This is a genomic window from Streptosporangium fragile (assembly GCF_039534445.1).
GTDB lineage: Bacteria > Actinomycetota > Actinomycetes > Streptosporangiales > Streptosporangiaceae > Streptosporangium > Streptosporangium fragile.
On record NZ_BAAAVI010000021.1, the window covers coordinates 101118 to 113172 of the forward strand.

Genomic DNA, 12055 nt, shown 5'->3' on the forward strand with positions numbered 1-12055 from the left:
TGTCGATCTAGTGTCCGGATGCCGGAAGGAGCCATTCGGGCGTCGGCGGCCCGTGCGCCCGCCCGGGACGGGGCGCACGGGTGAGGGTCATCCGGCGTCGCTCCGGAGCGCGGCGAAGAGTCGTTCGGCGGCGGGCGCGTCCCACTGGAGCCGGTTGGGGTCGTTCGGGTGGGGGCGGGTGGGGACGGTCGTGAACGTGACGGAACCGGGCTCGGTCCCCTTGAAGCCGCGGGCGATGGTGTACATCGTCCGCGCGTCGAGCCCCTTGTCGGTCTTGACCGACGCGGTCACCGCGCCGAGGAAGCCGGGAAGCCACGTGGGGTCGGCCAGCCGCTCGGCCGCCTTCTTCACCATCGCGTTCATGAACCGCTGCTGGCGCCTGATCCGCTGCAGGTCGCTCCCGTCGCCGTAGTTGCGGAGTCGTACGTATCCCACCGCCTGCTCGCCGTTGAGGAGATGCTTGCCCGCGGGCAGCTTCAGCTTCGACTTGCGGTCGTCCACCGGTGCCGCGAGCGTGACCTCCACCCCGCCGAGCGCGTCGACCATGTCCTCGAGCCCGGAGAACTCGATCTCGATCGCGTGGTCGACGCGGACCTTCGTGGTCGACTCGACCGCCTTCCACGCGCAGGACAGCCCGCCCGTGCGGAACGCCGCGTTGATCATGTCGGTCCGGGCCGGGACGGTCTTCCCGTCCGCGGACTCGCAGGCGGGAAGCTTGACGATCGAGTCCCGGGGGATGTTGACGACCTGGACCTTCTTCCGGTCGGCGGACAGGTGCAGCAGGATCATCGTGTCGCTGAGCACGCCCCTGTCCGGGTGGCGCAGGCGCGGCGTACCCGCCTGGCTGTCGGTCCCCACCACCAGCACGTTGAGGGCCTTGCTCGGTTTGTCCGGGCGGTCCCCGGCCGGGGCCGGCACGGACTGGCGCCCGCCCAGCACCACCACGGTGGGGACGACGGCGACGGCGGCGGTGACCCCGGCGGCCAGTGCGAGCGCCGTCCAGCCGCGCACCGCGCGGAGCGGTCGCCACCGGGGCCGGGCCGGGGCGTCGAGCAGGCGCCGGCGCTGGTGCGCGAGCGTGGCCGGCGGCTCGTGCTCCAGATCGCGGCCGAGGTCGCGGAGCATCGTCAGATCGTCCATGGTCACGCCTCCTCGCGCATCGGATTGGTGTCGCTGAGCTCCGCACGGACCTTCCGCCTGGCCCTGTTCAGACGGGATCGCACGGTGCCGACCGGGATGCCCAGGGCCCGCGCGACCTCCTCGTACGACAGGTCGCTCCAGGCGATCAGCAGCAGGACGTCGCGGTCCCTGGCGGAGAGCACGGCCAGCGCGCGGACCAGCGCCGGGCGGGACGCCCGGGCGGTGACCTCCGCGGCCACCCGGTTGGCGGGAGAGTCCACGGTGTCCTCGACGGTGCTGCGCTGCAGCGCCCGGTAGCGGGCCGCCTCGGTGCGGCGGTGCCGGGAGACGAGCTTGGTGGCGATGCCGAACAGCCACGGGCGGGCGTCGGCGTAGGCCAGGTCGTAGTGTTTCCGGCGGGCGAAGGCGGTCAGGAACGTCTCACCGACCAGGTCCTCGGCGACCTCCGGACCCAGCCGGCGGGAGACATATCGGTAGAGCATCCCGGAGTAGCGGTCGAACAGCGCGGCGAACGCCTCCGGATGAGTGCGGGATCGGGCTATGAGGTCGCAGTCGTGGACCTGGGCTGTGGGCGGTGCGGTCATCGCGGGCACCATGGCATGAAGGCTGGCCTTCCCGTGGGAGAAATGTCAGCGATGTCTCGCCACAAGCCCCCGCCCGGGTTCACGGTGTGACTAGGGGGAAGACGAAGGAGCAGGCGCCGGGGTGAGCGCGTCGCAGGTGAAGCCCTCCTCGCGGTCGGGCTCCAGTGTGATCTCCCGGAGCTCGGTCGAGCCCGTCGGGCGGCGGAAGGTCTCCTGCCGAGCGCAGTCGTAGAAGGTGTAGGCGCCCTCGTGCTCACCCAGCAGCAGGAGGGACACGCCCCCGCGGATCGGCAGGCCCTTTCCGGGGGTGGTGGCGACCGCCCACTGCTCCTGGAAGCCGACCAGGCTCAGCACGACGCTGCCCCGGCCGGTGGTGGCCAGGCGCACGGCGTCCGACTCCATCTGCCCGATGAGCGCGAACCCCAGCCCGATGCCGGTGAACGCGGCGATCATGATCTTCATCCCGGCCCGGCCCCCCGGACGGCGGCGGAGCAGCCGGAACGGGACCAGGAAGGCGACGACGCCGATCACGGCCGCCACCAGCACGATCGAGGCGGCCTCCACCCCCTCGGCCAGACCCAGGTAGCCGAGGAAGCCCCAGTACGTCGCGCCGCACCAGACCGCGCCGACGGCGGCGGCGGCCCACGCCCGTTCCCGTACGGCGCGGGCGAGTTTGCCCAGCCGCCCGCCGGTGACCCGGTCCGCCAGCCACCAGGCCGCCACCAGCGCGCCGATGACCAGCGTGCCGCCCAGGACCAGCAGGATGAGGCACCCGACGAGCCGGCCGAACATGGTCGCCTGGTCGATGCCCGCCTGCTCGGGACTGACGTTGAACACCCCGTAGACCTGCTGGATGCCGAGGTAGAGCAGGGCGTACAGGGCGATGCCCACCGGGAGCACCACGGAGCCGATCCGCTCCAGCAGGTCGAGGACCCCACTCCCGCCGGGCGCGTCTTGATCGATCATTACTTGTTTGTCCTGTGTTGGTCTGGAGGAGACCGAGACAGGGTTTCACGTGGAACCTTGCGGGTTGTACCCAAGGGTGTGCGACGCCCGTTTCCGGAAGGTTGCGCGGGGGCGAGCCTTCCCCGGGAGCGGTGCCTTCCCCCGAGCCGGCGCGGTCTCCGTGACCTGCCGGGGTGGGCGGTGCCGGAGGCCGCCCGCCCCGGGGTCATGGAGGTGCTCCGGCCGTTGGCGAGCCGAGCGCCGGGCGGTGTCTGGTGCGGCGCACCTCGCCGCTGCGCGGGCTGTCCGGTCCCCGTCGCGCGGGGTGCTCGCGGGGGAGTCCGCCGTTCTTGGTCGGGTGGCCGTGGCGGGCCGGGAAACCCGCGGGCGCCGGTGCCGACCGCCGTTCCCCTGGACAACGGCATGGTGGCTACTCACGGAGGGCCGGCCACGGCCACCCAGACAAGACGTGGTGCCGCCGCCTTCCAGGCCCACGGTAGCCACGCCGGTCCGGCAGACTCCCCGGGCGGCACTGTCACCCGGACAGTCAAGTTTGCGTCGAGCGTTCAACGCTCGCTTTGTCCTATCCTTCGCGGCTTTCCGGGGTTCGGATCCCGTTCCGGGGCAATATTTCCTTCTATTTCATGTAAAGCGTGAAGAAGGCCTGGGAAGCCTCGGTAATTCGCTGCCTGTGAGCGGGATTCCCCACCTGGCGGCCGATGCCTCCGGAGAGACAGCGCCCTCCGAGATCAGCTCGGGCGACCGTCCGGGAGGATTCCCGGGCCCGTGGGACGGCCATGGCGGGGCGGAGGAGCCGGCGCGAGGCCGACCCCTCCCGAACGCCGAGCCGTACCCTGCTCGCGCGTATCGAAGCGAGCGTGGCGAAGGCGATGAGTGTCGGGCACGACCGGGTGGCCGCGCCCGGCGAGCGTCCGGCGAACTCCCGGTGTCAGCTCCACGCCACCGGGAGCTCGATCGGGCCGCCGACGGCCTGTCCGGGCTTGTGGCGGATGTCCTCGGCCGGGACGGCCAGGCGCAGCGCCGGCAGCTCTCGGGTGAGCAGCGCGATCGCCGTCACGACCTCCACGTGGCCCAGATGCCGGCCGATGCAGTGGTGGATGCCGTAACCGAACGACAGGTGCCTGTTCGGGGTCCGGCCGAAGTCCATCCGATGCGGGTCGGAGAAGACCCGCGGGTCGTAGTTGGCGGCGTCGTGGGAGGGGATCACCACGTCACCCGCCCGGAGGGCCGCACCGCTGGGCAGCGTCACGTCCCGCACCACCCGGCGCGGCATCTCATCCCCGGCCGACGTGGAGAACATCCGCTCCAACTCGGTGATCGCGCCGGGAACCGCCTCGGGGTGGTCGACGAGATAGCGGTAGCCGGTCTCGTGATCCCCGTAGGGGTGGGTGAGCAGGACCTGGATGTAGGTGCCGATGGAGCTGGCCGTGGTGTCCCACCCGCCGACCAGCAGCGCGATCGGCAGTTTGATCATCTGGTCGAACGGCAGGTGTGCCCCGTTCACGGCGATCCGCGAAAGCAGGTCACCGGTCGGGTCCTGGCGACGCTGCTCGATGAGGCCCGCCAGGTAACCGGCCATGGCCTGTTCGGCGGCGGTCGCGTCATCCCTGCTGAGGGTGTCGTTGGACAGGAACGCCTCGCCCCACTCCCGGAACCGCAACCGGTCCCGCTGCGGCACCCCCAACATGTCGCCGATGGTGTCGAGGGCGAACGGCAGCGCGAACTCCCGGATCAGGTCGGCCGGGTCGCCCTGCTTGCGCATCGCGTCCAGCCGTGCCACCGCCCGTGCCTCGATCCGGTCGCGGATGCCCTCCACCGCCGACGGGGTGAACCGGTCCTTGACGACCGCGCGCACCGTGGCGTGGGCGTCTCGGTCCAGGCCCAGGAGCGTGCCCTCGAGGCCGGCCACGTCGTCGACGTCGAGAGCGGCCTCCCGGGAGAACGCCTCGTGGTCCCGCAGGACCTGTATCACGTCGCCGTAGCGGGTGACGAGCTTGGCCCGGGTGCCGTTGGCGCGGATGACCTCGGCGACGCCGGTGCCGGCCTCCCTGATCGTGTGGTACGCCGGGTTCTTGTACAGGCCCGGCCGGTTCACCCCGTCGGGGCCCTGGTCCAGAGGGTGGGCGATCGGGCAGGTGACGGAGTCGCGCGGCTCGGCCGTGGCGGTCATCGGCGAGGGGATCCTTTCCGGTGGGGACACTGGTACGGGATACGGGGAACGGGCAGTGGTACGGGGAACGGGCGGCGGTACGACCGGATCGGGCTCGATGGCGCGTGCGCCACGCGAAGAGGGGCCCGGTGGTACCGGTGCCGTGAGAGAGAATCCGGGGTGCCGGCCTCGGCCATGCGGCGAGCGCGGCCACGGCGGCTCCGTGCCGGGGCGCTCGCGGCGACCGGTGGTCGAGGCGGGAGGCGTCGTCATCACCGACGACGGCAACGTCACGGAGGCGCACCGTTCGCAGGTGCCGATGACGATCAGGAGCGCCACCCCACGATGAGAGCCGCCGCGGGCATCGGTGACAAAACCTGAGAAGCCCGGCATTTTCGGACATTTCCTAAATGAACTGGCCGGTGAACCCTATCAGGCTGCGAATTGCTTGTCGATCAATCCGCCGGTCGCTTCCAGGGGTGGTTGTTCGTCCAATCCGGAGTGCGATCCTCCTGAATCAGGGAATCGAAAACATGCAGGTGGGCGCCTTCCGCCTGGCACCGGCCGGTCGCGTCACCCGTAACGGGCGTCAGCCGGCTTCATCGTCCGTAACGGCAGGGAGACGCGGAGCAACCTGGCGCATCATCGTCCTTGAAACGGGCCCGCTCCGCATGGACGAAAGTGAATCTTCCGTGCGTCGCCCGCCCTTCGGGAAGAAAAGCGCGGTGAATTCAACCGCTGCCTTTCCGGGGACGCGCCATTCACGCCACGTTCCCGCGCTCCGGGCTCCGGTCCGTCGAGCCGTGCCCCGTCGGCGGTCCGGCTCACTTCGGACGTGCTTCCTCATACCGTCCTTACTTGACTTCATGTCGACATGAGGAAGCACCCTCGACCGCATGCCTGACAGCACCGTCACAACGCGGCAGAACGATGCCTTCACCCACCTGCTCCGGGTGCTCGACGTGCTCAACGCCCTGCCCGGCGCGATCACGCTCCGCGCCCGCTCCTACGAACTGCTCCACCTGACACCGGGTGCCCCCGTGGCCGACGTCGGCCGCAGCCCCCGCGCCGCCCGCGGCTACCGCACCCTGCTCCTCGACGCCGGGTTCGAGGACGGTCACCGTGGAGACGCACGCCGACATGTTCACCGGCGCGCTGATCCTCCCCGCGCTCTCCGAAATGGTCGACGCGGCCCGCTCCGCCCTCGCCCTCCCCCACCGGGCGAACTATGATTCGGCCTCGGGCTTTCCAAGATCCGTGGAGAAGTGCATGAGTGATGCGAGCACCGGCAAAGTGGTCGTGAACAGGGCGATGTCGCTGGACGGCTTCATCGCCGGTCCTGGCCACGCGATGGACTGGATCGCCGATTACCTGACTGCGGACGCGGTCCCGGAGGTGATGGCGGCCACGGGCGCCATGCTCATCGGCCGGGGCACGTACGAGGTCGCCAAGGGTATGGCCGACCAGGACACCGCCTACGACGGGGGAGCACAGTTCGTCCTCACCCACGAGCCTCCCGACGAGCCGGACCCTGCCGTCACGTTCCTCACCTGTGGACTTGAGGAAGCCGTTGCCACGGCACGCAGCGCCGCGGGCGGCAAGAACCTGGAGATCCTCGGTGCCGACGTGGCCGCCCAGTGCCTGCAGCGCGGGCTCGTCGACGAGATCCTGGTGTATGTCCTGCCGGTGCTCCTCGGCGACGGCGTCCGCTTCTCGCCCCCAAGCCTGGACAGGATCGACCTGGAACCTTTCAGCAACACCCAGTTGGGCGCCGTCACGATACTCCGCTTCCGCGTGCGAAAGTAGGCGCGGCCATCCAACAGCTGGTGCGCTGCCCTCTTGCGGATGCTCCAGTGCGTGAACGGGCGGCCGAGCCTGGCCGGGCGTGTGGTGGCCGCCCGGACGATGTACTGCTCGTCGTCACCGGTGATCGGTCAACCGCCAAGCCCTCACCGGCTCCGCCACCGCCCACCGCACGCTCGACAGTGATCACATCCGCCATCGAGCGTGAAGCCCACACACGCCACGCCCACGGACGTTGCCCGGCGTGTCACCAGACCCGGTGAACGTCCATGGACGGCGCACTAGAAGGTGATGACAGTGGCCTGTTCGAGTGTGAAGCGCAGGAACTCGTCTCGGGCGACCCGCAGGTTGAGCCCGCGCCGTACGAGTTCGGCCTCGGTCCCGTCGGCACGGGCCGCGTTGACGCAGGCCCCGACGACGACGCCGCCGGCGATCAACTCGTCGATCTGACGGTTGTAGGTGGCGCTGGCCTCGGAGGCATCCCCGTCGGTGAGACGACGCTGGGCCGGCCCGAAGCAGAAGACCTCGACACCGCAGTCGTGGTCCGGCGCGATCTCCTGGATGCGCTGGGCCACGCGAGTTCCCGTAGTGATCGAGTGGTCGTCGTCGTGGAACACGTGGATGACCGTCTTCGGCATCTGCCGCACCCTCTGATTCTTCGATCTTGTCACCGGAGAGTCCGACCATAGCAATCATCTCGGATAGCGGGACACTATATTTCACATTGTGATACACCGTGGGATGCTGCGAGGTTAAAGCGCGATCAACGATATCTCCGCGGAGGAGCCCGGATTCCGGCCCGCCGTCGAGCCCGCCGTGACAGCGCCGGTGAACGCCGCCTACGATCGCGATCTGGTACCAAACGCCGTCACCGTCCCGGTGAGGCGTACGAGGCCCTCGTGAGACGTCTGTGGAGGCATTCCACCGTGTCAGTCGAGCTCAACCACACCATCGTCATGGCCCGTGACAGGCGGGCCTCCGCCGAGTTCCTGGCCACCATCCTGGGGTTGGAGGTCGGAGCGCCCCTCGGCCCGTTCCTGCCCGTCGCGACCGCCAACGGCGTCACCCTGGACTTCATGACCAGCGACCAGGGCGAGATCACCCCGCAGCACTACGCGTTCCTGGTGTCCGAGGAGGACTTCGACGCGATCTTCCAGCGGATCCAGCAGGCCGGGATCACCTACTACGCCGATCCGGGCCACGACCAGCCAGGACAGATCAACCGCCGCGACGGCGGGCGCGGCGCGTACTTCGACGATCCCGACGGTCACAACCTGGAGATTCTCACCCGCCCCTACGGCAGCGGCGGGTAGACCCGGCGTCCCGGTGAGATGAACCGGCCCGGCGGGCAGGAGAGCGCGCGCCGGGCCGCGGTCCGCACCGGGACACCGGTCCCGAGGGGCCCGCCATGTTCCCCGTCCACGGGACACCGGTTCCGAGCGGGCCCTGGCCCGCGCGAGCGACCGGGCGAACGGAACGCCTCGCGCCGCTCCACCGGGCGTCGGTCAACTCGGAGGGGTACGGTGTCGCCGGGGCATGGTCCGCTCGATACCGCACCGATCCCGGGAACGCCACGTCCACCCTCCGAACGCCGGGAGGCCGCCTCGACCAAGGATGTCCGGACGGCGAGGCGTGACGGCGCGGCCCCTCCAAGCCCACGCCGCCACGCCGGTCTACCGGGCCGTCCGGTCGTTCAGTTCGTCGAGCCGAGCTCGAACCAGATCACGGTTCCGATGGAGTCACGGTGGAACCCCCAGCGGGTGGCGAGGCTGTTGACGAGCATGAGCCCGCGACCGTCCGTGGCGTCCGGTCCGGAGTTCCTGAGGTGAGGGATCTGTGAGGAACCCAGATCCTGAACGGTGATCAGCACACCGTGGGGGACGGAGGCCGCCGTGACGACGAACTCCCGTGGCCGGTTGCCTGATCCGGCCTCGGCCGGCCCGGCGGAGTGCTCGACGGCGTTGGTGGCAAGCTCGCTGGTGAGAAGCAGGGCGTCGTCGCACAGCGGATGGCCGTCGCCCAGAATCTCGGCGACGAAGTTCCGCGCGGGCCTGACCTGGTCGGGCGTGGCCGCGAAGCGCCGGGAGATCATGGGGGACATCACGGGCGCGTGCCCCAGGCGCGGTGACCACATGGTGTCCGGCCGGGCCGGTCCCGGGATACCGTCGTCGGTCGCCGTCAGGAAGTCGGTCGCAGTCCGGAGGCCGGTCGTCGCCCGGAACCGGTCAGTGAACGCGCCGACGAGCACGGACAGAAGCCGCGTGGCCATCCCGATCACCTCCTTCGCACGTGTCACTCGCGACGAGGCGCCTGGTGCCTGCTCCGGTGGGTGAAGGGCTCATGCCATCACCGGCTTCCGGTACGGCTCGCGCCTGCCGGGCCGGGAATGCGCACCCGGCGGTGATTCACGTCCGTACGGCGAGGAGACCGCCGCCGGGGCCGGTCGCGCATGTCGACCCTGGCTCGCGAGAGAGATCACGAGGGGGCGACTCGACGGGCGTGTCATCGAGGTGGTCGGCATGCGGGGCGCGCTCACGCGCGACATGATGGGCACGCTTATGGGCGGTCGGCCGCACAATCCGAGACGGCGCCGGGCCGCCATACGGGTGCGCACCTGGGCCGGGCTGGGCTGCTCCCACAGGTGGCCGGGTCGGTGCGGCAGGCTGGCCGCGTCATGCGCGTACGGCGGATGACCGCACCACCGGCACCCCAGGGGTGACGGCGGCTGCTCGGCCCGCCAACGGACCCGGATGATCCGGATGCCTCTACTAGGGTTGAACACGGGGCGCACCTCCTACGTGCGATCAAGGCTCTGTCGGGCGAAGCCACTCGCCCGGCAGAGCCGTTTACGGTGCCCCTCACGCGGAGGTAGTGCCGTGATGCCGGATGAGCTCAGTCCGGCTCGGTCACATAGGACCACCTGTCGGGCAGGGGAATAGCGCACTGAAAGTTCAGAGGGTGCGTCGTATCAGAGTCACCCTCAAATCACTGTCAGTGGTGGATACTCTTCACATGGTGGATCTCGTCCAAAGAATTTTCAAGGCCAAAATTTCATTGCCACAATTGTCTGATTTGACGGTCTGATTTGAACGCTTTGTTCTGTAGGTGAAAGGAAGTCTCGTGGCCGGTAGCCCCACTATCAAGCGGCGCCGCCTCAGCGCCGAGCTCATCCGGCTCCGCGAGCAGGCCGGTCTTACGCATGACGAGGTCGCCAAGCGCCTGGAATGGTCGCGTGGTCGCCTCACTCACATGGAGCAAAATAAGTGGGTCTTACCTGATATCGGTAATATCCGCCTCTTGCTGGACCTCTACGGCGTCACAGATGCCGCAGTGCGTGAAGCGATACTCGATCTCGCCCGGCAGTCTCGGGAGCGGGGCTGGTGGGCGAAGTACAAGGACGTGTTCGGCGGCAGCCTCCCCGGTTTTGAGGCAGAGGCGACCCAAATCCGTACGGTCGAACTCGTGACCATCCCCGGACTCCTGCAAACCGCCGGCTACGCCACGGCGATCTTCCAAGCCGGGCAGGTTCTTGATCAGACCGCCGTCCAGCGACGCGTTGAGGCACGACTGGCTCGGCAAGCGATCCTCACACGTGATGATCCGCCGCAGGTCTGGGCCGTCATCGACGAGGCAGCGCTGAAGAAGATGGTCGGCGGTCCCCACGTCATGGCTGAACAGCTCAGGCACCTCGCCGACATGGCGACGCGATCCAACATTGCTGTTCAGGTGCTCCCTGACGCGGTCGGCGCCCATGCGGCCATGGGAAGCGGGTTCGTCATACTTGACTTCGCGGGTGAGCTGGATCCATCGATCGTCTACCTGGAGACACCCACAGACAATCTCTTCCTGGAGCGACCAGAGGAGGTTCAGGCGTATACGCTCATTTTTAACCGCGTAGTGGCGGCGGCTCTGACCGTCGAGGAGTCCGTACGCTACGTGACCGCCCTTGTTGACCAGCTACATCAGGAGTAGAGGCGAGAACTGTGGACCAGATCCCCCCTGCACTCGCTTGGCGTAAGAGCAGCCTGAGTGCTCAGCAGGACAACTGTGTGGAGGTAGCAGACCTTCCGGGCGGGGGCCGCGTCGTACGAGACAGCAAGGACCCGGATGGGCCTTGGCTGAGCTTCAGCGGCAGTACATGGCAGATGTTCGTCGGCGGCATCAAAGGCGGAGAGTTCGACGGCTTGGGCTCCTGACCAGTGGGTTGTCCAGGCTAGCTACCTGATGCATACGAACGCATTCTCTGGCGTGCTCTTCTCCTGGAGGGCGCTCTTGGGTGACACGACTACAGAGTTAGAGGTCTTGCAGATCGTTGCGTATGGAGTTTGCCTGAGACGGTCGTGCGTTAGATCTGTGATCTGATTGATGATCTTCTCCTCTCGATAACCGGAGTATGACGGTGTAGAACTACATCATGATCGACAGCTTCATGGAAGACGCGTTCAGTGCCCGTGTCCGGACCGCTGCAATGGATTGGCTGAAGCGGCGTTGCGCTGATGGTGACTTCGTGGTGCATCGTAATGAGCTTCTTGAATTTCATTTCGAGGGCAAGCGTTTTCCGCTAGTAGATCCCAATCGGGGAATTCGGAAGCCTAAATCAATGACCGCGGCTCTCTCGATCCTCACTACCTACACGGCGCCTGGTCGTCGTGCGCCTTATGAGGACAGGCCGGGCCCTGACGGTCTGCTTCGCTATAAATATCGTGGTTTCGACCCTCGGCAGTCAGACAATGTGGCGTTGCGTATCGCTTACGAGCGTAAGTTGCCTCTTATTTGGTTTTATGGGGTGGCGGAGGGGTGGTACCTACCGTGCTTTCCGGTCTGGCTTGTGGCTGACGAGCCGGAGCAATTGCAATTTGCGGTAGCTCTCGACGAAGCGCAGTTGCTTATGTCGGATACAGTAGAAGCTAGAGTTGGTCAGAGGCGCTATGCAGAGCGTCTAACTCGTCAGCGTCTCCATCAGCCTGTATTCCGTGCTCAGGTGCTTCGTGCTTACGACGAGAGCTGTGCAATGTGCAACCTTCGGCATGCCTCATTGCTTGATGCGGCTCACATTTTACGTGACAGTCACCCGGAAGGTATACCGGCAGTATCTAACGGTTTGGCTCTCTGTAAAATTCACCATGCTGCCTACGATAAAAACATCCTCGGGATACGCTCGGACTATGTTGTTGAGGTGCGTCGAGACATTCTCGAAGAGAATGATGGGCCAATGCTGCGTCATGGTCTCCAGGAGATGAACGGCATTTCCCTCAGGGTGCCCAAAGTGCGTCGAGATCGCCCTGATGTCGCTGCGATCGAACACCGATACGAAGAATTTAGGAGATCGGCATGACCTCGTGCTTGATACTTGACTAAGTGGGAATTTTGGCCATCATCTCTTCAGATGTCAGGAGTACCGCTTAGAGTGCCG

General features: G+C 67.4%; 12 protein-coding genes. 6 read left to right on the forward strand and 6 right to left on the reverse strand.

Features of this window, described 5'->3' with window-relative positions; translation table 11 throughout:
• Positions 1 to 87: 87 nt before the first annotated feature.
• From ABD841_RS16350 to ABD841_RS16365, 4 genes are all read right to left on the reverse strand, one after another.
• The gene (locus ABD841_RS16350; protein ID WP_344972268.1) at positions 88 to 1140 is read right to left on the reverse strand and encodes an LCP family protein; all 1053 of its coding nucleotides are present in this window, start codon (positions 1138 to 1140) and stop codon (positions 88 to 90) included.
• A 2-nt stretch (positions 1141 to 1142) separates the two neighbouring features.
• Positions 1143 to 1724: an RNA polymerase sigma factor gene (locus ABD841_RS16355; RefSeq protein ID WP_344972269.1), complete on the reverse strand. Its 582-nt coding sequence runs from the start codon at positions 1722 to 1724 to the stop codon at positions 1143 to 1145.
• A gap of 90 nt (positions 1725 to 1814) precedes the next feature.
• On the reverse strand, positions 1815 to 2690 hold the full coding sequence (locus ABD841_RS16360; protein WP_344972271.1) for a hypothetical protein: 876 nt from the start codon (positions 2688 to 2690) through the stop codon (positions 1815 to 1817).
• Positions 2691 to 3618: 928 nt separating this feature from the next.
• The gene (locus tag ABD841_RS16365; RefSeq protein ID WP_344972272.1) at positions 3619 to 4860 is read right to left on the reverse strand and encodes a cytochrome P450; all 1242 of its coding nucleotides are present in this window, start codon (positions 4858 to 4860) and stop codon (positions 3619 to 3621) included.
• 875 nt (positions 4861 to 5735) lie between these two features.
• Between ABD841_RS16365 and ABD841_RS16370 the strand changes: the two genes are divergently transcribed.
• Together ABD841_RS16370 and ABD841_RS16375 are read left to right on the forward strand one after the other, a co-directional pair.
• Positions 5736 to 6071 (forward strand): hypothetical protein, encoded by a 336-nt coding sequence (locus ABD841_RS16370; RefSeq protein WP_344972274.1) that lies wholly within the window; start codon positions 5736 to 5738, stop codon positions 6069 to 6071.
• A 37-nt stretch (positions 6072 to 6108) separates the two neighbouring features.
• Complete coding sequence (locus ABD841_RS16375; protein ID WP_344972275.1) at positions 6109 to 6645, forward strand: dihydrofolate reductase family protein; 537 nt, start codon at positions 6109 to 6111, stop codon at positions 6643 to 6645.
• A gap of 278 nt (positions 6646 to 6923) precedes the next feature.
• Here ABD841_RS16375 and ABD841_RS16380 read toward each other — a convergent pair whose 3' ends face one another.
• Positions 6924 to 7280 carry a hypothetical protein gene (locus tag ABD841_RS16380; protein ID WP_344972276.1) on the reverse strand — a complete coding sequence of 119 codons (357 nt, stop codon included), beginning with the start codon at positions 7278 to 7280 and terminating at the stop codon, positions 6924 to 6926.
• Between the two features lie 288 nt (positions 7281 to 7568).
• Between ABD841_RS16380 and ABD841_RS16385 the strand changes: the two genes are divergently transcribed.
• Positions 7569 to 7955 (forward strand): VOC family protein, encoded by a 387-nt coding sequence (locus tag ABD841_RS16385; protein WP_344972278.1) that lies wholly within the window; start codon positions 7569 to 7571, stop codon positions 7953 to 7955.
• A 380-nt stretch (positions 7956 to 8335) separates the two neighbouring features.
• Here ABD841_RS16385 and ABD841_RS16390 read toward each other — a convergent pair whose 3' ends face one another.
• The gene (locus tag ABD841_RS16390) at positions 8336 to 8911 is read right to left on the reverse strand and encodes an ATP-binding protein (RefSeq protein ID WP_344972279.1); all 576 of its coding nucleotides are present in this window, start codon (positions 8909 to 8911) and stop codon (positions 8336 to 8338) included.
• Positions 8912 to 9762: 851 nt separating this feature from the next.
• Here ABD841_RS16390 and ABD841_RS16395 point away from each other — a divergent pair.
• From ABD841_RS16395 to ABD841_RS16405, 3 genes are all read left to right on the forward strand, one after another.
• Positions 9763 to 10614 (forward strand): helix-turn-helix domain-containing protein, encoded by an 852-nt coding sequence (locus tag ABD841_RS16395; RefSeq protein ID WP_344972281.1) that lies wholly within the window; start codon positions 9763 to 9765, stop codon positions 10612 to 10614.
• A gap of 11 nt (positions 10615 to 10625) precedes the next feature.
• Positions 10626 to 10838 carry a DUF397 domain-containing protein gene (locus tag ABD841_RS16400; protein ID WP_344972283.1) on the forward strand — a complete coding sequence of 71 codons (213 nt, stop codon included), beginning with the start codon at positions 10626 to 10628 and terminating at the stop codon, positions 10836 to 10838.
• 218 nt (positions 10839 to 11056) lie between these two features.
• Complete coding sequence (locus tag ABD841_RS16405) at positions 11057 to 11977, forward strand: HNH endonuclease (RefSeq protein ID WP_344972285.1); 921 nt, start codon at positions 11057 to 11059, stop codon at positions 11975 to 11977.
• Positions 11978 to 12055: the final 78 nt, after the last annotated feature.

Bases quoted from the DNA above. Each gene is read 5' to 3' on its own strand.
- ABD841_RS16350 (WP_344972268.1), bottom strand. From the start codon at position 1,140: ATGGACGATCTGACGATGCTCCGCGACCTCGGCCGCGATCTGGAGCAC.
- ABD841_RS16355 (WP_344972269.1), bottom strand. From the start codon at position 1,724: ATGACCGCACCGCCCACAGCCCAGGTCCACGACTGCGACCTCATAGCC.
- ABD841_RS16360 (WP_344972271.1), bottom strand. From the start codon at position 2,690: ATGATCGATCAAGACGCGCCCGGCGGGAGTGGGGTCCTCGACCTGCTG.
- ABD841_RS16365 (WP_344972272.1), bottom strand. From the start codon at position 4,860: ATGACCGCCACGGCCGAGCCGCGCGACTCCGTCACCTGCCCGATCGCC.
- ABD841_RS16370 (WP_344972274.1), top strand. From the start codon at position 5,736: ATGCCTGACAGCACCGTCACAACGCGGCAGAACGATGCCTTCACCCAC.
- ABD841_RS16375 (WP_344972275.1), top strand. From the start codon at position 6,109: ATGAGTGATGCGAGCACCGGCAAAGTGGTCGTGAACAGGGCGATGTCG.
- ABD841_RS16380 (WP_344972276.1), bottom strand. From the start codon at position 7,280: ATGCCGAAGACGGTCATCCACGTGTTCCACGACGACGACCACTCGATC.
- ABD841_RS16390 (WP_344972279.1), bottom strand. From the start codon at position 8,911: ATGGCCACGCGGCTTCTGTCCGTGCTCGTCGGCGCGTTCACTGACCGG.
- ABD841_RS16405 (WP_344972285.1), top strand. From the start codon at position 11,057: ATGATCGACAGCTTCATGGAAGACGCGTTCAGTGCCCGTGTCCGGACC.